This is a genomic window from Magnetovibrio blakemorei (assembly GCF_001746755.1).
Classification (GTDB): domain Bacteria; phylum Pseudomonadota; class Alphaproteobacteria; order Rhodospirillales; family Magnetovibrionaceae; genus Magnetovibrio; species Magnetovibrio blakemorei.
The window spans coordinates 19254-40747 of the sequence record NZ_MCGG01000084.1 but is presented as its reverse complement, the minus strand read 5'-3'; the positions used below and the strand labels follow the sequence as shown (position 1 = coordinate 40747).

The following is a 21494-nucleotide window of genomic DNA, read 5'->3' as shown; positions in this document are numbered from 1 at the left end:
CCGCGAATGCCGATCGTGGTGGTCGGGGTGCTGACGACCATGCCATCGGGTGACGTCTTCGCCACTTGGCCGCTGACGAACGAGAATACGCCTTGCACCACTTCGGCTTTGAACACCCCGGTTTGCGCGCTGGCGTCATAGACCATTTCGTCCAAGACCATGCGACCGTCTTCGGCCAGCGAAAACACCGTGTCATCAACAAAAATGACACTGACGCTGGCCCCGGCTGCGGTCTGCAAAACGTCGCCCTGAAACACAGAACCACCGGTCAGCAATGTTTCTTGCGTACCATCGGGGTGGGTAACGGTGACTTGGCCTTCGGCTTCATTGACTTGACCGATGGGCACGCCCAGGCCGACGTCTTGCTGTGTCGCGGGCGCGCCAAAACCCAACTGCGCGACTTGACCCGGAGCAACCGGCCCGGCCAGGGTCGTCACCAACTTGGCCGACAGCACCGCGCCGTCGGAAGTGACTAGGGCGGGTGACGCAGCGGCCATAAAATAATCGACAACGATGAAGTGGCTACCGCTGGGGGTTTCGATCAGAAGGTCCGGCCCGGCGCGGCTAAAATCTGCGCGCAAAAAATCATCCCCGGACGGCAAGGTGACATTGCCCTGGGAATCTATTGCATCAAGCGGGTGAGCGAGGACAAAGGTTCCATCATTCAAAGATGTAAAGTTCATTTTCTGCAAGTAAATCCAATATTCTCATTTACAGGCGCAAACCGCATTCATCATACAACATTAGCGTCTTTTCTTTAAGCGTTATTAACAAGGTTAATAAATTATAGCTAATATATATGTATAATATTTATTTCCACGCTTGAGCGATAAGCAAAACCAGGCAAGAAAAAAGACCAAGACACCTCATACTTTATGCCACGTTTATTATCAATTAGTGCCTTTTTACTATTCTGTGATTGCCCCGAAATATCTTGTTATTTAACGGTCAGTTTGACGGTTTACCAACGGTTACCGTCCTCTGAATCTCAGAAACGCTATTGTTTTTTTGAACGCCAGCGCGCCAGATGTTCAGGCAATGGTTATTTTTACAAATTCGATCTATGGTCTGCCCCCCTATCATCTGCCGAATTCACCCCCCCTCTTTTTCACACGAAAGTTTCTAGGTTTATGTCGGTTCACGGTTCCAAAAAGGTCATTTACGTCGCTTTGGCCGGTAATGCTTTGATTGCCGGATCCAAATTCACGGCGGCGAGCCTCACGGGCAGTTCGGCGATGTTGAGCGAAGGCATTCACTCGGTCGTGGATACGGGTAATCAGCTTCTTTTGCTGTTTGGCATCAGCCGCGCCGCACGCCGACCAGACGAACGCCATCCATTTGGTTATGGTATGGAGCTGTATTTTTGGACTTTTGTGGTCGCCATTTTGATCTTCGCTGTTGGCGCAGGGGTCTCCGTGTACGAAGGGGTCTCAAAACTCAGCTCCCCACATCCCGTCAACAACATGATGGTGAGTTATGTGGTTTTGGGGCTGTCGTTTTTGTTTGAGGGCTATGCTTTCTCCGTCGCCCTTCGTGAATTCAAGGCTCAGCACACTGGCGGGAAGTTGCTCGATGCCATTCGCAACAGCAAGGACCCGACCGTCTTCACCGTGTTGTTCGAAGATGGTGCAGCCCTGCTTGGGTTGATCGTCGCGACCTTAGGCATCGGAGCTTCTGATATTTTACAAATCCCCGAACTTGATGGCGTCGCGTCCATATTAATCGGTCTGATCTTGGGGGCGACAGCGGCTTTGCTGGCCTATGAATGCAAAGGCCTGTTGATTGGCGAAGGTGCGGCGCGCGAAGTGATCGAAAGCATCCGCAACATTGTTCAAGAGCAGCCCGGCGTCAGCAAGGTCAACGAACTGCTCACCATGCATTTGGGCCCGCGCGAAGTGTTGCTGAACCTGAGCCTGGATTTTGTCGACGGCATTTCGTCGAACGAGGTCGAGGCGAGCATTTCCAACATGGAAGCCCACATCAAATCCTGCCATAGTGAGGTGACACGCGTGTTCATCGAAGCCCAAAGCTGGCAGGGGCACCAGAAAGACCAAAACACGCGCCATGTAGCCCAAGATAAAAAGGACGAGAACGATGGATGATGTGGTCGTTCAATTGAAGGAATTGTACGTATGGGGACATGCGAATTCCGGCATCTTCCTGGCTTACGCACCGCGCCTTGCGGGGGCGCTGATCTCGTTGATCGCCGGCTGGTTCCTGGCCCGCATGGGCAGCCGATTGTCGCGGCGTATGTTAATGGGTGTGAACCGCTTGCTGGATCAGAAATGGCGATCGGGCATCGGCGCGGACATCCGCCTGTCCAACACCATGATCGGCATCAGCGGTACGGTCGCCCACTGGACCGTGCTGTTGCTGGTTCTGATTGGCTCATCGAGAATCCTCGGTCTGGAAGTCTTTTCCGATTGGCTGTCGCGAATTCTGTCTCACTTACCGGCTGTGCTGGGCGGAGCGATCATGGTGTTCGTTGGCTTCGTCATCAGCCAATTCGTGCGCGAGGTGGTTCTTGCCGCCTTGCAACCCGCCATGGGCGTGCGGGCAACGGTTCTGGCCCGCCTGACGCAGATGATGGTCATCGCCGCCGCATTGGTGGTTGGCCTTGGTCAAGCGGGTATCGACACGACCCTTCTGGTGTCCATGATCACCATATTGATGGCAGGACTGTTCGGCGGCATGGCGTTGGCTTTTGGATTGGGGGCCCAGGAATTGGTCGCCAATCTGTTGGGAATTCACCATGCCCGCGCATCCGTCGCCATTGGTCAACGGGTTCGGCTTGGCGATGTGCAGGGACAAGTGCTGACCATGTCGCCCACCAACGTCACCCTCGCCCTAGAGGACGGCAGCGCCATCGTGCCGGGATCATTGTTCCAACGCAGCACGGTGATCATTTTGGATGAAGAGGTCCAGGCTGATGAGTGACGCTTTTGAGCTCGCAACCATATTGGCCGAAGACGACCCCGAAGCGGCGGCGGACTTTTTAGCCACCCTGCCCATGCCTGTGGCCATAACTTTTTTGGCAGGCCTGCCGACAGATGTTCTCTCGCCCGTGCTGGGTCATGTTCCCGAAACCATGGCGAAGACCCTGCTGACATCCATGAAACTGGAAGATGCCGCCGAAGCCGTGGGCGGGATGGACTATCCTTTTAAGACCCAAGTGGCACGGTCGCTTCCGACGCCTCTGCTGCGCGATATCCTTGACCTGCTGCCGCGCCGAGACGCCCGGCAAATTCGCCGCGATCTGACCTATGCGCTCGGAAGTGTCGGGGCCTGGATGGAAACGGCGCCAACCGTCCTCGATGAAGGGATGACCGTCGGCGAAGTTCTCACGACTTTGCGAAAACGCCGTCGCTCACCTGATTCAACGTTGGTTCTCACCCACGCCAATACGGTTTATGCCGGGGTCATCAACGCCAGTCGGTTGCTGGGTGCGTCTGAGCGCCAACCCATCCGTCGTTATCTGGACCGCACGGTCAAGCCGCTGGCACCCGAATCACTGATCACCGAGTTGGCTCAATCGGTGGAATGGAACCGACATCTGTCGTTGCCCGTCGTGGGCCGCAATGGCGCCCTGTTGGGCATATTGCGTCGGGAGCGGTTGGAGCTGGCGCTGGAGACGGAAACAGAAACGGATCTGCCCGCAGACATGGGCGGCACAATCGGCATTCTCCTTGAAGCCGCATTGATCTGCGCGGACGGCTTCACTGCCATGTTCAGCACGTCGGGGCAGCGTACCCTGTCGACGAATGACACGGAGAAATCCTCATGAGCGACGCCCTCACCGCTGCCGTCGGATTGAACAACCATTTTGCCGTGACACAACCGGGATTGTTCGCCAGACGGATTGAAGCCTTCGCACCCGAAGAGGCCGTTGACGTTTTGCAAAGCCTTCCAGATGCAACGCTCATCGATGTTTGGGAGAGACTTTCTCCGGATCTCGCCCGAGAGTTTCTGGCCGTCTTGCCCGAGAAACTGACCGCGACGGTGCTCAGCCAACTTGCCCCGACGGCGTTGGTGAACCTCTTTTCCGATATGGAACCCGAGGTCCGAGCCACGTATTTGCAATTCGTCAGCAAAAATGTGCGCCAAGAAATCGATACCGTTCTGGTCTATCCAGAAGGATCCGCCGGACGCAAAATGGATTCTCGCATCCTGACCATGCGCCCGACCGATTGGGTCGAAGATGCGCTGACGAGGCTACGCCAGCACCACAACACGCGAGTGATCTACACCGTCGACGATGATTTGCATCTTCTTGGCCGCCTGACCCTTGAAGCGGTTGCCCTCGCCGCCCCGGAAACAATCCTGGAATCCTTAGCGGCCCCCGTCGAAGTGGTCGTCAATGCGGTGGACCCCATGGAAGACGTGGTCGAGCTGTTTGAAACCCTCAACATTGAAGACGTCCCGGTGATCGACATAAACGGTCGACTGGTCGGGCACTTCGAACAGCGCAACATGGCCGCCGCCATCCACAGCGACAGCACCTCAGATCTGCAAGCCATGGTGGGCGTGAGCCGTGACGAAAGAGCCCTTTCATCCCCTTTGTTTGCGGTGCGCAAGCGCATCGGCTGGCTGCAAATCAATCTGCTGACGGCTTTCATGGCGGCGTCCGTTGTGGGTCTGTTCGAAGGCACCATCGCCAAATACACAGCCCTTGCCGTGCTTCTGCCGGTGGTCGCGGGACAATCGGGAAACGCCGGGGCGCAAGCCTTGGCCGTGACCATGCGCGGCTTGGCCCTGCGCGAAATCACCTTGCGCCATTGGTTCCGCGTGACGTGGAAAGAAGCCCACGTCGGCTTGGTCAACGGGATCGGAATCGCCATCACCTGCGGCATTGGCGTGTATATCTGGAGCGGCTCACTTGGCATGGTTCTGGTGATCAGCCTGTCCATGGTGCTTGCGATGGTCGCAGCCGGTTTGGCAGGCGCAATGGTTCCCATCGTTCTGACCCGCTTTGGCCAAGACCCGGCAACCGCGTCATCCATCATCTTGACCACGGTCACCGACATTGCTGGATTTTTCAGCTTCCTCGGCATCGCGACGCTCTTGTCGGACCTGTTGTAAAGGCAAGCTACCCTCATGAGCGGTGAAACTTTATATGTGTTTGGCATTTTAGCCGTCGCCATCGGTTTGTTTGTCAGCGACAAAATCCGTTTGGACATTGTTGCGGTGCTGGTCATCTTGGCCCTCGCGATCGGTGGCATTCTGACGCCGAAAGAGGCGCTGTCCGGGTTTGGCGATCCGGTGGTGGTGCTGATCGCAGCCCTGTTCATTGTCGGCGAAGGCCTGTTTTACACCGGCATCGCCTTCACCATGGGCGATCTGATTGTGCGGGTGGCGGGAAACCGCGAAATGGGTCTGATTGTCGTGTTGATGGTTGCCGTGGGCGGCCTGTCCGCGTTTATGAGTTCCACCGGGGCGGTGGCAATTTTTATCCCTGTTGCCGTGCGTCTTGCCATCAAAGCCGGATTGGCTCCGGCACGCTTTCTCATGCCCATGGCCATCGGTTCGCTGATCGGCGGCATGTTGACGTTGATCGGCACGCCTCCCAACTTGATCGTCAGCGGGCAATTGGTCAAAGCAGGTTTAGCACCCTTTGCATTCTTCGACTTCACCCCCATTGGGTTGGCGATCTTGGCCACGGCCATCGTCTATATGTTAACCATCGGACGACATCTCTTGCCCGCGTCAAAACCAGCCGACGCCATCCGCCGGGACCGACGCACCTTGGCCGACCTCACGTCATCCTATGGCGCCGACAGTCACATGATCCGAGTGACCGTGCATCCCGGTTCGCCGTTGATCGGCCAAACCGTCGTGCAGGCCGCCTTGCGCACCAAATACGGGATTACGGTGTTTGCGTTTGAACGTCCCGGACGGGTACGAACGCAAGTCCGCCCAATTCATGCCAGCACCCATTTTGCTGTTGGCGACATTTTGTATGCCGTGGATTCCGCCCGAGCTGCTCCGATCCTTGCAACGGACCAAAACGTTGAAATTTTGGACTTTAACGGCGAGCAGTTGAATGTGGCGGCGCGCGATGTGGGGCTGGCGGATATTTTGCTGCTGCCCAATTCAACTTTGCTGGGCCAGACTCTGACGAGCAGTCGGTTTCGCCAGACCTATGACCTCAGCGTGCTGGCGGTCGCCCGCAAAGGGGTTCCGATGGTGGGTAGTTTCGCCAACGTGCCGTTGGATTTTGGAGATGCCCTGCTGGTCAGCGGCAGCTGGAAGCAAATCCGTGCACTGAGATCGCAACACAAGGATTTTGTCGTCCTCAGCCTGCCGGAGGAGCTCGACGATCAAGCATTGGGACGCGACCATGCACCATTGGCGCTGTTGGTCGTCGCGGCCATGCTGGGGTTGATGGCGTTTAAAATCGTGCCTACGGTTATGGCGGCATTGCTGGCGGCAATAGCGATGGTTCTGTTGTGCTGTGTTCCCGCCAACCGGATTTACAAAGCCATCAATTGGCAAAGCCTGGTGCTCATCGCAGGCATGCTGCCCATGGCAACGGCCCTGGAAAAGACCGGCGGTTTAAGGCTGATGGTGGACACCATGATGGGTCTGGTGGGCGATGGTTCGCCGCTGCTGGTCATGGCGGCCCTGTTCTTGCTGACGTCGGCGCTGAGCCAGGTGATTTCCAATACCGCGACAACGGTGTTGATCGCCCCCGTGGCTTTCGGCATCGCAAATCTTATGGGGGTTGCCCCCCAGCCCCTTTTGATGGCCGTGGCCCTGTCTGCATCAAGCGCCTTCGCGACCCCGGTGGCGTCGCCGGTCAACACGCTTGTTTTGGGGCCGGGTAAGTATACGTTTTCCGATTTCGTCAAGGTGGGTTTGCCCCTGCAAGCCTTGGTCATGGTGGTGACGTTGCTGGTCGTTCCGGTGTTTTTCCCCTTCTGAGAAACTCGCACCGTCATTGCTTCTTGGATCATAATTTAATGGCGCAGACTTAACCGTTGGATTATGGTTAAACGATGGATATCGTCTTAACACTCGATGGCTGTACATAAATGAATGGCCTTTTCGACGACTATAATCCAGGTGCTTATTACTGCGAGTTGACGGGAAAGTCCGGCTCGCCCCTTGATCACACCCGCACAATTCAAGACTGGTTGAACAAGATTCGCCCAATGACGCTGCGGCGCCGTGCCCGCGATTGCGAACGCGAGCTTTATAATCTTGGCATCACCTTCACGGTCTATTCCGAAGCCAACGCCATCGACCGGGTATTGCCGTTCGACGTGATCCCGCGCCCCATCGCAGCGGAAGAATGGAAACGCCTGGAGCGCGGCCTTGTCCAGCGGGTCACGGCGATCAACCATTTTCTCCACGATATTTACGGTGCCGGGAAAATTTTGGCAGACGGCGTGGTGCCCGAAGATCTGGTCAAGGGCAACAGCAACTTCCGCGCAGAAATGATCGGCGTTGATATTCCCCATAACACCTATGTCAACATATGTGGTGTGGATCTGGTCCGCGACAAAGATGGCCAATTTTGTGTTCTGGAAGACAATGCCCGCACACCGTCGGGGGTGTCCTATGTCATTGAGAACCGCCATTTGATGCAGCGTGCATTTCCGGACCTCATTGCCGGGATCGGCATTCGTCCAGTATCCGATTATGGCATCCGGTTGCGAGACGCCCTGGCCGATATGGCCCCGGCTCAAGTTCTCGACCCACAAATTGTTCTGATGTCGCCGGGGGCCTACAACTCCGCATACTTCGAGCATGTTTTCCTCGCCCGCGAAATGGGGGTACCCCTGGTCGAGGGCCGCGACATGGTGATCGACAACGGTCTGGTTTACATGAAGACCACGGCAGGTCCGCGCCGCGTCGATGTGATTTATCGACGCATCGACGACGACTTCATCGACCCGCTGGCGTTTAACTCGAACAGCATGCTCGGCGTACCGGGCATTATGGATGTCTATCGCCGCGGCCGGGTGACATTGGTCAACGCGGTGGGAACCGGCGTTGCCGACGACAAGGCGGTTTACGCCTACATGCCCAGGATCATCAAATATTATTTGGACGAAGACGCCATCATCCCCAATGTGGAAACCCACATCTGCCGGGAAAAGGATGCATTGCAATTCACCCTCGACCATATGGCCGACTTGGTGGTCAAGCCGGTGGGTGAATCTGGGGGCTATGGCGTTGTGGTCGGTCCACGCTCATCCGCGGCGGAATTGGAGAACTGTCGGAACTTGCTGTTGGCCCGTCCGGAAAATTTCATCAGCCAGCCGATGATCGATCTCTCGGTCTGTCCGACCCTGGTCGATGCGGGGATTGAACCCCGACACGTTGACCTCAGGCCCTTCTTGGTCACCGGGAAAAACACCTGGGTGATGCCCGGCGGACTGACGCGGGTTGCGCTCAAAAAAGATTCATTGATTGTCAATTCCTCGCAAGGGGGCGGAACAAAGGATACCTGGGTTCTTGCATAGTTTACTTGCCCGGTTCGCCGAAAACGGCTTTTGGATGGCTCAATATATGGAGCGGGTGGAAAACCTCGCCCGGATATTGGACGTCAACGAATCCTTTGCTCGCGACAGCGCCGGCGAACCCGCGTGGTTGCCAATCATTCAGCTTTACGCCGACGATGAGCATTTTTTCACCCATTACCGGGAAGCCACGGCGGAGAACGTTGTCCAGTTTTACGTCATCAATCGCACCAACCCCAATTCGATTGTGTCGTCCGTTTGGGCGGCACGGGAAAATGCCCGCAGTTTGCGCCACCTCATCAGCATCGAAGTGTGGTCGCAATTGAACGTGTTTTACAAGTTCGTCTCCGGGCTACGCCCACGGGACTTGCGCCTTGGAGAATTGTCCCACCTCTGTCAGGAACTCAAGGAAGGTTGCCAGCTTCACACCGGCATTGTCGAGGGCACGACCTTCCGCGATCAAGGCTGGACCTTTTATCAATTGGGAAAAATGATCGCCCGCGCCGATCAGACGACACGCCTGTTGGATATGAAATATCATCGACTGCTGCCGAACGTGGCCGACGTGGGATCACCCATCGACGTCAGCCAATGGAACGCATTGCTGCGGTCCGTGGCCGGATACCACGGCTATCGCCGTGTCCGGCCCAGTGGTATGACCCCCGAAACGGTAGCCGAGTTTATTTTGATGAACCCGGAGTTTCCCCGTTCCGTTGTGTCGTGTGTCCGGCAAATCCGCCACTATCATGACCGCTTGAACCAAGACCCCAACCTTGCCGGAGTGGCTTTCGCGCCGAGCGGACTGGATGACCTGGACAACATGTTGTCAGTTCCCATTCAACAGGTGACCCGTGAAGGTTTGCACGAATATCTCGACCGCATACAGATCAATCTGCAAAGCCTGGCTTCGGCCATTGCCTGGTCTTACTTCGGCGGCGAAGCCGACGCGAGCGCCGAAGGGGGGAGTGTGTCGTCGACCCAATCGCAAGGGTAATCGGCGCGGACCTAAACAGGACGAACGTCCACGGAGACGTCAATTTTTTGCGCCCCGCCACCTAAGACCATCCCGGTGATTGGACTGACATCGCCGTAATCACGTCCCCAGGAAACGGTGATATGTTCATCGCCGGGAAGCATATCGTTGGTGGGGTCTAAGTCCACCCAACCGTGAGCGGGAATCCAAACCGACAACCAGGCATGTGAAGCATCGGCACCGATTTTTAACTCTTGGCCCTCTGCCGGGTGCGTGCGCAGATAGCCACTGACATACCGTGCCGGAAGCCCCAAAGCCCGCAGGCAAGCAATTTGTAAGTGGGCAAAATCCTGACAGACACCACGACGATCCGTCAAAATGCGATCGACCGGGGTGTTGATATCGGTGACGCCGCCTTCGTATTTAAAATCGCGGAAAATGCGCGACGTCAACTCGATGGCGGCTTGCAAAAGTGGTCGCCCCGATGGAAACGATTCCTGCACATAGGCCAAGGCTCTTTGGGACACGGTGTAGGGCGAATCAAAAATAAACTGATGGGCTTCAATGGCCTCACGGTCAGTGCGCTGTTCCAAAGTCTGCGCCATCTGATCCCACGCGATGGTCGTCTCAGCAATCGGCAAGGAAACGGGAATCAGTTCCACGCGGCTGGTCGCGATGATCGTCAAACGGTCATGTGGTTCTTCAACGGTCAAGTAGGTGATGGGATTGCCGAAAAAATCGAAATCCTCTCGATTCACAACCGGTGCGGGTTCGACGATCAAGGAAAAATGATAGTGTGTCTGTTGTGGGCACGCGCGCGGCGCCATGTGCAGCAGGTGCTGGGAAAGCGAGACCCGCGAGGCATAAGAAAAGACCGTCTTATGAGTGACATCATAAATCATGGCACCATGCCGCCCGCGAACCCGCTTCGTGTAGACAGAACATGACTGAAGTAATTGCGCGCCAGAGCTTCCGAAACTTCGTAGGCTTCGCGTTCCTGACGGGTCAGGAAGTTTTCCAGATCCTTCAATTGCTCCCGTTTGTTGCGTATTGCACAAAGAGCATGAACATCCGCCAGACGCAACTGACTTTGCATCGACGAAATCAAATACTGTTCCCGCGACAAGGTGGCGCTGTCGCGATCATGGGGAAGCGCTTCGATGTGCTCGGCCAAGGTGGCAACCTGAAACGCAATGGAACGGGGATTGGTATCATCGGTCAACAACAGGTCAATCACCGCCGCCAACTGCACCGATGACAAATACCGGGTACGATACGTCATCGAGCTGTCCCCCAGTTCCAACAACAGATCCAACCGCCCCTCCGCCGCCGGGTCGCCGCCGATGGCCATATCCTTGATCAGCCGCGTTGTGTGCGAAACCCGTTCAATACGCCGCCCGATGTCGAGCATGCGCCAGCCCAAGCTGCGGGTCATATTTTCCATTTGCATGCCGCTGAACGCCGCCAATTCCTCAAGCATGTGGTTCAACAGTTCCAGGGCGTCATCGACGTCCAAGCGGATCATCGCCGCATGGCTTGTGGCCAACGCATGCAAGCCGTTCAAAATACGCCAAGAATCCATGCTCAGGCGTTCGCGGACCAGAGAGGCCGTGCGTTGAATGTTTTCCAGCAGGTTCAACAGACCACTGGGACAAGCGCGATCAAACAGCACAATCGCCACTTCGCGTTCAATGGCGTGAATGCCCCCGGCGATGGCCCGGCGTGCGGTGCGCTGACGCAAATAGCCCAGATCAACCAAGATGTTCGTCAACCGCGTCAGGGTTTGCGGATCGTCGCCCGCTCCGGCTTCACCGGACAGACGCAAAATCATGCTCCGCATCAGACGAATGGTGCCTTCCGTGCGCTCCGCGTAGCGGCCCAACCAATACAAGTTGTCGGCCACGCGACTTGGCAAGTCGCTGCCGCTTCGGCGTAGGCTGATGACCTGATCAGGTGCCGTCAGTCGGGTGTAGGTGCTGACCGGCGTATCGGAAAGAACCCATGTATCTTTGCTGGCATCACCTTGCTGCATAGAAACCGAGCGTGCAGATTTTTCCGCCGTCCGGGTCAGCCCGCCCGGCATAACCCGATAATCGTCGCCATCGGCGCACAAATAGACTCGAAGAACCATAGGACTGGGGGCCAATTTATCGCCTTGCCAGGCCGGGGTGGTGGACAGCGTAACCGATTCTTGTCCAAAAAATTCGTAACCTCGGCGCGACAGGTGGCTGCGCAGCTGATCTTGCGCGCCTTGTGTAAAACGATCCGAGGGTAGCGATGCAAATTGTGTATTCATGATCGAGCGATGGGAAAAGGTCGGCAACACCGTTAACTGATCCAGATTGCCCAGCACATAGTCGCGCTCTTTTTCCTGACCGCACCACCAAGTCGCCAAGGACGGAACCAACAGTTCTTCGCCCATCAAGGTTCTCGACAGTCCGGGCAAAAACCCCATCAAGGCTTCGCATTCCACCACACCGCTGCCCAGGCTGTTGGCCACCACCACGTTTCCGGCGCGAATGGCTGCAACCAGCCCGGCCACCCCAAGCAGGGAGTCGGTGCGCAATTCCAAGGGATCGCAGAATTCGCCATCGACCCGACGGAAAATCAAATCGACCTGCTTCAGGCCGTTCAAGGTTTTCATATAAACCTTGTTGTCACGCACGGTCAGATCAGCCCCTTCGACCAAGGTGAAGCCGAGATAGCGGGCCAGATAAGCGTGTTCGAAGTAGGTTTCATTGTGCGGACCGGGGGTCAACAAAACGGCCAGCGGATCATCCTTGCCGCTCAGGCCGATCAAGTTGTCGCTGAACGCCTGGAAAAATCCGGCCAGACGGTGAACTTGGGCATCGCGGAAAATGTTCGGCAAGGTGCGCGCCAACACGACCCGGTTTTCAAGCGCATACCCGGCACCCGACGGCGCTTGGGTTCGGTTGCGCAACACCCACCAGCGTCGGTCGGGCCCACGCGCCAAATCGAAGGCCAGAAAATTCAGATGCGTTCCGCCAACGGGGCGAACGCCGTGCAACGGGCGCAGGAAATTCGGGTTTCCAAAAACCAACGACGCGGGCAACAACCCATCGGACAGCAGTTTCTGATCACCGTAAATGTCGTCGATCAGCAAGTTCAACAAACGCGCCCGTTGAATCAATCCGGCTTCCAGATGTTTCCATTCATCGGCACTGATCAAAAACGGCATGGGGTCCATGCGCCAGGGCCGTGCGGATTGACCTTCGTCACCATAGATATTGTAGGTGGTGCCGTTTTCTCGAACCAAGCGCTGGGCAGTATCCCAGAAATGTTTGATGTCCGCGTCTGAAAACGCCCGCAGCTCGTCTAAGGGCTTTTGCCAATGGGATCGAATGGTGCCGTCTGCATCCATCATCTCGTCGTAGATGTCGGGCTCCGGTGCATAGCCATCAATAATAAGGCTCGGTGCCCCCGGACCGAGTTTTGCCGGGCCGCGTTTTGATCGTTGATCACCGTTCACAAGTCGTCCTTCCCAAGATGCGGTCGCGGGCGAAAGAATAGAATATCACGCCCATGGCGGCTAGTGCCTTTCACTTGGGTCAGGACCTAGCTTTCGCTCTGCGCAGATCAAGGGTCATGGGGAATTCCGGGTTGTCCACCGGAATGGGCGCGGGCGATGCCCCAGGGGTATGACCTGTGTCAAAAAACCGAACCAAACGACGGCTTTCCGCCTCATAGGCATTGACCGGGAAGTGTTCAAAGTTTCGCCCGCCGGGATGAGCAACATGGTATGAGCACCCGGCAACGGCGCGCCCTGCCCAGGTGTCGTAGAGATCAAACGTCAGGGGCGCGTCGATGCCAATGGTCGGATGCAGGGCCGACGCCGGTTTCCAGGCGCGAAACCGCACGCCAGCAAAATACTCGCCCGCCGTTCCGGTGGATTGCAAAGGCACCCGGTAGCCGTTGCAGCCGATCACGTAGCGCCCCGGCGTAAGCCCTGCTGCCCGAACTTGCAGGCGTTCGACGGAGGAATCGACGTAACGCACGGTGCCGCCTGTGGCCCCCTCTTCGCCCATGACATGCCACGGCTCCAACGCTTGACGGATCTCGACTTCGATCTGATCGAAGGTGGTGGAGCCATAGCGCGGGAAGCGAAATTCAAAATGCGGTGCGAACCAGTCCGCCTCAAACGGAAAACCAGCCCGACGCATGTCGTCAATCACGCCTGTAAAATCATTCCACACCGCGTGGGGCAACATGAACCGATCGTGCAGCGTGGTTCCCCAGCGCACCAAATCACCCGTGTAGGGGGTTTTCCAAAACCGCGCGATCAAACCGCGCAGCAAAAGCTGCTGGGCCAGGCTCATGCGCGCATGGGGCGGCATTTCGAAAGCACGAAACTCAACCAGTCCCAAACGTCCCGTCGGCCCGTCCGGCGAATACAATTTGTCGATGCAGATTTCAGTCCTGTGCGTATTGCCGGACACGTCGATCAGCAAGTTGCGCAAAATACGATCAATCAGCCAAGGCGGACATTCCGTGCCCACTTCGGGAATTTGGCTCAGCGCAATTTCAAGTTCATAAAGCGCATCGTGACGGGCTTCGTCCATGCGCGGCGCTTGACTGGTGGGGCCGATGAACATGCCGGAAAACATATAACTGAGACTGGGGTGATGCTGCCAATAGGTGACCAGACTGCGCAGCAAATCGGGGCGGCGCAGGAAGGGACTGTCGGTGGGCGTCGCGCCCCCCATGACCACATGATTACCGCCCCCGGTTCCGGTGTGGCGACCATCGAGCATGAATTTTTCAGAGCCCAAGCGGCTGAGACGCGCTTGTTCATATACAGTCGTGGTGATGTCGACCATTTCCGGCCAGTTGTGTGCGGGTTGGATGTTGACTTCCAGCACACCCGGGTCCGGGGTGACCTTGATGACGTTCAGGCGCGGGTCATGGGGCGGGGTATAGCCTTCGATGTGCACCGGCATACCGCATTCCGCCGTGGCATCTTCCAAAGCCGCAATCAGATCCAGGTAGTCTTCCAAGGTTTCCGTCGGCGGCATAAACACGCACAGCCGACCATCGCGGGGTTCCACCGTCATGGCGGCGCGGACCTTCTCGCTGGTCAGCGATTGTTCGACGATATGCTGGCGGTTTGCGTTCGGATGTTCGCTGCCTTGCAGATAGGGCTGGCGCTGGGCGTCAGGTTCGGGAAGTTCGCTGCGTTCCGAAAACGGATCGGCGGGCACGACATACGGGTAATCGATGGCAGACACGTGCTTCAACGAGGCAATCGGCAAGCGATAACCAATCGGAGAATCGCCGGGTATCAAAATGAGCCGATCTGTGCGGGTCGCCCAGGTTTCGCTGTGCCAACGGTGCGTCCCGTCGCGCGCATTCCAGCGCTGCAAAGGCAAAATGTATCCGGTCGGCTTGCTGAGCCCCCGGGTGAACACCTTGGCCAGTCGAGACCGTTCCAGCGGATCGTCGAGTTTGGAATCGCTCAGCGTGACGTTGTCGGGAAGGCGGCGTTCCTTCTCCATAAAATGCCATGGATCTTCGTAGGCACCTGTGACGGCGGCAGGCGAAACGCCCAATCGTTCGGCGATCCCCTTGGCAAATTCTTCGGCGGTATCAATATCGGGTTCAAGGTCTGCGTCTTCGCGCGCGATCATCTTTTCGTTGCGCCACAACGGCACCCCGTCGCGACGCCAGTACAAACCGAAAGCCCAACGCGGCAACGGCTCGCCCGGATACCACTTGCCTTGGCCGTAATGCAGCAACCCACCGGGGGCGAACTTGTCGTGCAATCTGCGGATCAGTTCGTCGGCAAGGCCGCGCTTGGTGTCGCCGACGGCAGCGGTGTTCCATTCTTCGGCGTCCACATGATCGATGGACACAAAAGTCGGCTCGCCACCCAGGGTCAAACGGACATCGTTCTCAGTCAGGGTCTTGTCGATTTCCAAGCCTAAGCAGTCAATCGCCTGCCACTGTTGTTCCGTGTAAGGCTTGGTCACACGAGGGGATTCGCTGATGCGGTTTAGGGCCATGTCGAATTCAAACTCGACGTTGCACGGTTCCACCGCGCCCGAAATGGGGGCCGCGCTGCCGGGACGCGGCGTCGCCGCCAAGGGAATATGCCCCTCACCCGCCAACAAGCCTGACGTCGGATCAAGCCCGACCCAGCCGGCACCCGGCAAATAAACTTCCGCCCAAGCGTGCAGATCGGTGAAGTCGCGATCCGCACCGGACGGCCCATCGAGGGATTTGACGTCGGGCACCAATTGGATCAGGTACCCAGACACAAAGCGTGCGGCAAAACCTAAGTGACGGAGAATTTCAATCAACAACCAAGCCGTATCGCGACACGACCCCTTGGCCCGGCCCAGGGTTTCTTCGCACGTCTGCACCCCCGGTTCCATGCGGATCAGATAATCGATTTCACCTTGCAAACGACTGTTTAAGCCCACCAGAAACGGAACCGTCGCGCCGCTGGGTTTGGGAAACCTATCCAGCCAAGCCTGCAAAAGCGGCCCGGCGGGTTCGGCCTCCAAGTACGGCCCAAGTTCGACCTTCAAGGTGTCTTCATAGACCAGCGGCAGGTCTTCGGCATCTGGTTCCAAGAAAAAATCGAAGGGGTTTTGCACCGACATGTCGGCGACCAGATCAACCTCCACCTGGAATTTTTCGACCGGGTCCGGGAATACGACCCGCGCCTGATAATTTCCGTGCGGGTCTTGCTGCCAATTGATGAAGTAGCCCTTCGGCTCCACATTGAGCGCATAGCTCAAAATGGGAGTACGCGCATGGGGGGCCGGACGCAGGCGAATGACCTGGGGCGCCATCTTGATTTTTTTGTCATAAACATAGGTCGTACGGTGATGGAGGGCGACATGAATGCTCATGGAAGGGCGCGCCTTTCAAGGCTTTGGTGTTAACCACGCTTTCTAAAACCCGCTCAGCCGACACCCTGATACGTCGGTATCCGCCGTAACGATCCTATACCACATTCAGAGGTTTTGGCTAAAAATTCTATGTTTCAGGTGCCCCGACAACGCCCTGATGATCAAAGGCATCCAGCTCGCCATGTCCGATCAGGCCAATATCAAACCACCCATCGAGCCTTTTCAGCCTTCGGCCAAAATCGTTCGATGAGAAGGGAACACGATTTTCAAGGCCGTGCCTTCGCCCAGAACGCTGGAGATTTCCAGAGCCCCAGAATGCAGCTCGATCAATCTTTTCGCCAAGGGCAAGCCAAGGCCCGTTCCGCCGTATTTGCGCGTGTGAGAGTTATCGGCTTGCCCAAACGGCTCCATAATTTTTTTGATATTTTTTGGATCGATACCGATGCCCGTATCTTCAACCGAGATCCAGACACAGCCCTCAGTATCCAGTGCGCACCTGATCGTCACACGACCTCGCTCCGGCGTGAATTTGACCGCATTGGCCAACAAGTTGACCAGAGCCTGTTTTATCCGGCGCTCATCGCCCAAAAGAAGCGGTAAAGGGGACGCAATTTCCTCGATGAGGACAAGTTTTTTTTCATGCGCCCGATCCCGGATCAGGCGAATTCCCGAATTGAGAACCTGCGCGAGGTCAACGTCTTCTTCGGTCAGTGTGAGTTTCCCGGCTTCGATCTTGGATACATCCAAGATGTCATTGATTATTTCCAACAAAAAACTTCCAGAACGGGTGATGTCGCCGGCGTATTCAAGGTACTTCTCATTTTGCACTGGCCCGAACATTTCCTCAGTCATCATTTCCGAGAATCCGATGATGGCATTCAACGGCGTGCGCAGTTCGTGGCTCATATTGGCCAGAAATTCGGTCTTACTGCGGTTTGCTGATTCCAGTGCCGCCAACAAGGATTCGCGGATTTTAACCTGTTCGCGATAGGCGAGGCCGTAAGCCATCAACATTTCCGTAAATGGTGCGGTGATCAGATGGGATGCTTCGCGCAATGTCAGATCGGGTTTGTTCCTGGCCAGCATGGCAAGGGCCTGCTCTTGAATTTCTGCAATTTCCTCGGGCGGGATGTTTTGCTGAAGTGCGTCACGACCAATGGTCGACGCCTCGGCCAGCCACTTTTCATCTTGGTTGGAAAAGTAGCCTTCCACCACCACCATATACCGTGACAGGATCGAATCTGGCACCTCAGTCATCGCCCACTTCCCGCACACAAACGATGACGCCAACGTCATCGGTCTCCCGGCCCCAATCGCGAATGATGGCTTTCGCCAATTCACGCGGCTCTCGATAGGCTTGCATTGGATAGTCGGAAAGCGGCATGCGGTTTTTAACGCCGTCCGTAAACAGCACCACCGAGTCCCCTTTTGCAAACGGCAAGGTTTCGGACTTCACATGACGCAACCCGGTGCCGACAATGCCGGGATAGCTGCTCAAGGCCTTCCCGTTGGACCCAACGATGCGGGCCTCAATATTGCCGATGCCCGTAAATGTAAGTTCATTGCGACTTTCGTCAATAATGGCCACCCCCATGGCGCACCCCCGTGTTTTGCGTAGAGCCAGGTCACACCCTTCAAACAGTGCCTTCATCGTCAGGTTCCAATGTTTTTCCAGGTAGCTCAATGCCGTTTTTGCTGCAATTTCAGCTTCCGGTCCGTGCCCCAGTCCATCCGCAATGCAAAGCGCTGTTCTAGATCCCTCTGACCAATACCCAGACTGGTCACCGCAATGGCCTTCACCCAAGTATGGACGATGAGCTTGCCCAATGTTCATTTTTTCCACTTCCGGGTTATAATCTTGGTCCCCATTCCCATGTTCGAAACAATCTCGAACTCATCCATCAGACGGTTGATACCGGGCAGCCCCCCGCCAAGCCCTCCACCCGTAGAATACCCGTCTTGCATGGCGGCCTTCACGTCTTCAATGCCGGGGCCGAAGTCTTCGCTGACGACTTCAATCCCCACTCGATTTTCTTTTGCCACGGACCTGATGAAGATTGTTCCACCGTTTACGGCATAAAAAACCAGATTGGTCGCCAACTCCGTGACGCTGGTGCCGATGGCATGGGATGCCGACTTATCAAAACCGATTTTTACCGCCATCTCCATCGCTTCCCGGCGGGCCTGGTCAACGTGATACTCCTCCTTCACCTTGACGATGCAGACCTTAAGGTCCGTTTTGTGCTTTTCACCCTCCATCGTTTCCGTCAAATTCTTTTCACTTTGGGCGAATCATGGAAATGCTCACCACGGTTGAGCCCGGGCAAGATTGAATATTGAAGACATCGACCAACCGACGCGTGCCCGGTAGTCCCGCGCCCAACCCGCCGCCGGTTGTGAAACCTTGTTCCAAGGCGCTGTCGATATCGGGAATGCCCGGTCCGTGATCTTCCACCTTCACGTTGATCCGGTGGGTTTTGAGTTCATCTTCGGCAACAATGCTGCATATACCTTCGCCCGCATACTTCAAGACGTTGCGGGTGAGTTCTGAAATTGCCGTCGCTAGGCGCGTTTGATCAGCCGTGCCGAGGCCCATTTCACGCGCCAAATCGCGCCCCGCTTGGCGGGCTCGCAAGACGTCTTCATCGGTTTTAATATCCAAAACTCGCCACACATCTTTCATGGCTGAAAGCTACTCACCATTGAGCGCCTCCTCGCGGGCTGCCAGCAAATCTTTGAGCTTTTCCATTCCCTGTTGAAGATTCAGCGCCGTTTGCACGCCCAGCAACTCACGTCCCATCTCGATGAGGGTCACCGCCACGGCGGGCTGCATACCGCAAATCACCGCTTCGCCGCCAAGCAACAAAACAATCGACGCCGTATCATTTAAAATACGCGCCAAAAAACTGTCCACCACATCCAGTGCCGAAATATCGATAACCACGCCGTTGGCGTCCGTTCTGCTCATGGTGTTGGCAAGGTCACTTTGAAATTGAATGGCATCATGGTCCGTCAGATCCTCTTGGATCGAGGCCAAGAGAATGTCACCCAAGCGAAGAATGGGAACGCGCATGTGCCGTTCTCCTAGTTGGTGGCTGATTTGATATCGGTTACGGACTTGCCAACCATCCGGAAGGCCTCCGCCACACCCGCGCGCAGCGAACCACGGGTGCGAATGCCCGAAAGATCGATCCCCAACGAAGTCAAGGTCATCGCGGCCTCAGGACTGATCCCGGTCAGAATTGTGGTTGCACCAAGCATGCTGGTTGCATGAACGGTTTTAATGATGTGTTGGGCAACGCGGGTGTCGATGACCGGCACCCCGGTGACGTCAAGGATGGCGACGCGTGCTTCGTTGGCGACGATGGCTTCCAGCAGCTTCTCGATCATGTGTGATGCACGCACCGTGTCAACCACCCCGACCAGAGGCAGCATGACGATTTCATCCCATAGCCGCATGGTCGGCGTCGAAAGCTCCATCAAGGTCCGCGTTTGTTGGCGCACCGATTCTTCCCGACTTTCGATGAACCCCTCAAGTGTGATCAACCCCAGTTCGTCGATCACTTTGTTCATCTTAATGACTTCTTCGTGCAGAGCCTTCGGCGTGCCGCCAAATTCCTTTTGCAAGTACTCCAACAAGGCATTTTTAAACGATAAAACGAAGGTCGCCGTTTCGGAAGGCGTAAATCCGTGCTCCACCCGTGAGGCAGAGATATCCCTCAGCAAGGCCAAAACGGGTTTAAATTCGGGGCGCTGAATGTCGGTGTAATTTTCCACGGAAAAGGCGGTAACGAATGCGTCGGCCAAGCTCGTCGCGTCTGAGCGCAGTTCTTTTTCACTCAACAGCTCCAATGTGCGGTTGCCCTCAAGATGCTTGATACTCTTGATCCAGCTTTCCAGAATGCTCTGCTGATTTGACGTCAGAATTTCTGCGACTGTTTTCTTTGCCTTTACCATTACCACCCTCACACAATAGAATAATTCTAAAATAAGTTCACGCCTGACTGTATCATTATTTATCGATGTCTTAGCATATTTCTAAAAGCAAAGGGTATTTTATGCGTTTGTTTCAGCTAAATGTTCTGAAACCCATTGAACATTTACCGATGTGACAAGCCCCGCATTTATTGAATACCTTGCGTTGGTTTTCTAGATTTTGAAGTCGACTGTATAGCCGACGCCTGCCCGGTCATTTACCCGATCATTTGTATGGTAATTTATCCAGGCAACAAAAAACGATTAACTTATTGAGTTAGCCGTTTTTATTAGGGTTGCAGGGCTTGGATTAAACCAACGATCTATAGGTTATCCGCCGATTATGCCTAACCGAATGCGACGTAAGACACTATGCCGACAAGCGCGCCGACGATCACGCCATTGATCATGCCGCTGCCAAAGCGGTTGCCAAATGCTTGAGCGCCTGCGGTGCCGAGATGACAGTAGTTTGCGGGTTTTTTGAACCCCCAGAAAAAGCCAGCCAAAAAACCGCTCGCCGTCAAGATGAGTAAGGCGCTCATTTTCGTTCAGATCCTTTTTATTGTCGGGGCCTCAGTATACCAACTCATGCCAAAGGGGGGACGAACAAATCAACGCCCGTCACGGTTGATCCTGAATTATTTTTGGACCCACTTTCCTGATTCCAACAAAAACCAATCCCCTGCCGGAGCCTTGTCAAAAATGGCTTTGGCATAAACTCGACCGACCTGATCAACGCTTATGCCCTGTTCCTGGGCCCGCTTTTGATAGATGGCACGGCGCTGCGCATTGGTCGCATCCACTAAGGATTGATCCGCGCCCGCGCCGGATCGAATGCGGGCGTAGCCGTCAAAAGCCTCGCCAACCGCGCCGGAGGCCCGCAAATCCTGAAGCGATTGCGCCAACGCAGGCATGCCCGTTAAAGCACTGACCATCAAAGCCAGAGTTGCGACCAAAACAAAGCGGCGGCTCAGCGTCCTCTTATCCCCTTGCATCAGAAAATCTCCGGGTTGTTGGTGATGTCTTTGTCGGCGGACTTTTCAAGCTTCAGACGCACGTCGGCGTCGAGCTTAATGTTGAGATTGATGGTGATGGGTTCGCGCGGCGCTTCGACCCGAACCGTCGGCGTACACGCGCCCACTGCCATGGCCACAACAGCAAGAGCTGCCATCGTCTGTGTAGAGCGTGTCACAGCCATTTTTGTAT

20 protein-coding genes are annotated in these 21494 nt (G+C 55.9%); 7 read left to right on the top strand and 13 right to left on the bottom strand.

The features are described from left to right. A partial coding sequence (locus tag BEN30_RS17360) for a FecR family protein (protein WP_170827111.1) occupies nt 1-683 on the bottom strand: 683 nt, incomplete at its 3' end. A gap of 447 nt (nt 684-1130) precedes the next feature. Between BEN30_RS17360 and BEN30_RS17355 the strand changes: the two genes are divergently transcribed. From BEN30_RS17355 to BEN30_RS17325, 7 genes are all read left to right on the top strand, one after another. Continuing rightward, on the top strand, nt 1131-2102 hold the full coding sequence (locus tag BEN30_RS17355) for a cation diffusion facilitator family transporter (protein ID WP_069959564.1): 972 nt from the start codon (nt 1131-1133) through the stop codon (nt 2100-2102). Continuing rightward, nucleotides 2095-2937 carry a mechanosensitive ion channel family protein gene (locus BEN30_RS17350; RefSeq protein WP_069959563.1) on the top strand — a complete coding sequence of 281 codons (843 nt, stop codon included), beginning with the start codon at nt 2095-2097 and terminating at the stop codon, nt 2935-2937. Before BEN30_RS17355 ends, BEN30_RS17350 begins: the two co-directional genes overlap by 8 nt. Then, entirely contained in the window at nt 2930-3784 is an 855-nt protein-coding gene (locus BEN30_RS17345) for a magnesium transporter MgtE N-terminal domain-containing protein (protein WP_069959562.1), read from the top strand. The genes BEN30_RS17350 and BEN30_RS17345 overlap by 8 nt, the downstream gene beginning before the upstream one ends. Continuing rightward, nucleotides 3781-5079, top strand: coding sequence for a magnesium transporter (locus tag BEN30_RS17340; RefSeq protein WP_069959561.1), 1299 nt, complete (start codon nt 3781-3783; stop codon nt 5077-5079). The genes BEN30_RS17345 and BEN30_RS17340 overlap by 4 nt, the downstream gene beginning before the upstream one ends. A 15-nt stretch (nt 5080-5094) precedes the next feature. Further along, nucleotides 5095-6921 (top strand): SLC13 family permease, encoded by a 1827-nt coding sequence (locus tag BEN30_RS17335; protein WP_069959560.1) that lies wholly within the window; start codon nt 5095-5097, stop codon nt 6919-6921. 110 nt (nt 6922-7031) lie between these two features. Continuing rightward, the gene (locus BEN30_RS17330; RefSeq protein ID WP_069959559.1) at nt 7032-8468 is read left to right on the top strand and encodes a circularly permuted type 2 ATP-grasp protein; all 1437 of its coding nucleotides are present in this window, start codon (nt 7032-7034) and stop codon (nt 8466-8468) included. Then, on the top strand, nt 8461-9459 hold the full coding sequence (locus BEN30_RS17325; protein WP_084005690.1) for an alpha-E domain-containing protein: 999 nt from the start codon (nt 8461-8463) through the stop codon (nt 9457-9459). The genes BEN30_RS17330 and BEN30_RS17325 overlap by 8 nt, the downstream gene beginning before the upstream one ends. A gap of 11 nt (nt 9460-9470) precedes the next feature. Here BEN30_RS17325 and BEN30_RS17320 read toward each other — a convergent pair whose 3' ends face one another. The 12 genes from BEN30_RS17320 to BEN30_RS18175 form a co-directional block, all read right to left on the bottom strand. Continuing rightward, complete coding sequence (locus BEN30_RS17320; RefSeq protein WP_069959557.1) at nt 9471-10340, bottom strand: transglutaminase family protein; 870 nt, start codon at nt 10338-10340, stop codon at nt 9471-9473. Then, nucleotides 10337-12928 (bottom strand): circularly permuted type 2 ATP-grasp protein, encoded by a 2592-nt coding sequence (locus tag BEN30_RS17315; RefSeq protein ID WP_084005689.1) that lies wholly within the window; start codon nt 12926-12928, stop codon nt 10337-10339. The genes BEN30_RS17320 and BEN30_RS17315 overlap by 4 nt, the downstream gene beginning before the upstream one ends. 79 nt (nt 12929-13007) lie before the next feature. Next, nucleotides 13008-16313, bottom strand: coding sequence for a transglutaminase family protein (locus tag BEN30_RS17310; protein ID WP_069959556.1), 3306 nt, complete (start codon nt 16311-16313; stop codon nt 13008-13010). A 222-nt stretch (nt 16314-16535) separates the two neighbouring features. Continuing rightward, complete coding sequence (locus BEN30_RS17305) at nt 16536-17570, bottom strand: sensor histidine kinase (RefSeq protein WP_170827110.1); 1035 nt, start codon at nt 17568-17570, stop codon at nt 16536-16538. Further along, complete coding sequence (locus tag BEN30_RS17300) at nt 17563-18147, bottom strand: SpoIIE family protein phosphatase (RefSeq protein ID WP_084005687.1); 585 nt, start codon at nt 18145-18147, stop codon at nt 17563-17565. Before BEN30_RS17300 ends, BEN30_RS17305 begins: the two co-directional genes overlap by 8 nt. Beyond that, a complete protein-coding gene (locus BEN30_RS17295; RefSeq protein WP_139135116.1) occupies nt 18144-18584 on the bottom strand; it encodes an ATP-binding protein in 441 nt (146 codons plus the stop codon). Before BEN30_RS17295 ends, BEN30_RS17300 begins: the two co-directional genes overlap by 4 nt. Before the next feature lie 7 nt (nt 18585-18591). Next, the gene (locus BEN30_RS17290; RefSeq protein ID WP_069959552.1) at nt 18592-18996 is read right to left on the bottom strand and encodes an ATP-binding protein; all 405 of its coding nucleotides are present in this window, start codon (nt 18994-18996) and stop codon (nt 18592-18594) included. Nucleotides 18997-19005: 9 nt separating this feature from the next. Then, a complete protein-coding gene (locus BEN30_RS17285; protein WP_069959551.1) occupies nt 19006-19386 on the bottom strand; it encodes an STAS domain-containing protein in 381 nt (126 codons plus the stop codon). Between the two features lie 11 nt (nt 19387-19397). Next, nucleotides 19398-20270, bottom strand: coding sequence for an STAS domain-containing protein (locus BEN30_RS17280; protein WP_069959550.1), 873 nt, complete (start codon nt 20268-20270; stop codon nt 19398-19400). 365 nt (nt 20271-20635) lie between these two features. Next, complete coding sequence (locus tag BEN30_RS17275) at nt 20636-20830, bottom strand: hypothetical protein (protein WP_069959549.1); 195 nt, start codon at nt 20828-20830, stop codon at nt 20636-20638. 96 nt (nt 20831-20926) lie between these two features. Next, nucleotides 20927-21283, bottom strand: a complete 357-nt coding sequence (locus BEN30_RS17270) for a YdbL family protein (protein ID WP_069959548.1) — start codon at nt 21281-21283, stop codon at nt 20927-20929. Further along, nucleotides 21283-21486 (bottom strand): YnbE family lipoprotein, encoded by a 204-nt coding sequence (locus BEN30_RS18175; protein WP_170827109.1) that lies wholly within the window; start codon nt 21484-21486, stop codon nt 21283-21285. The genes BEN30_RS17270 and BEN30_RS18175 overlap by 1 nt, the downstream gene beginning before the upstream one ends. Nucleotides 21487-21494 lie beyond the last annotated feature (8 nt).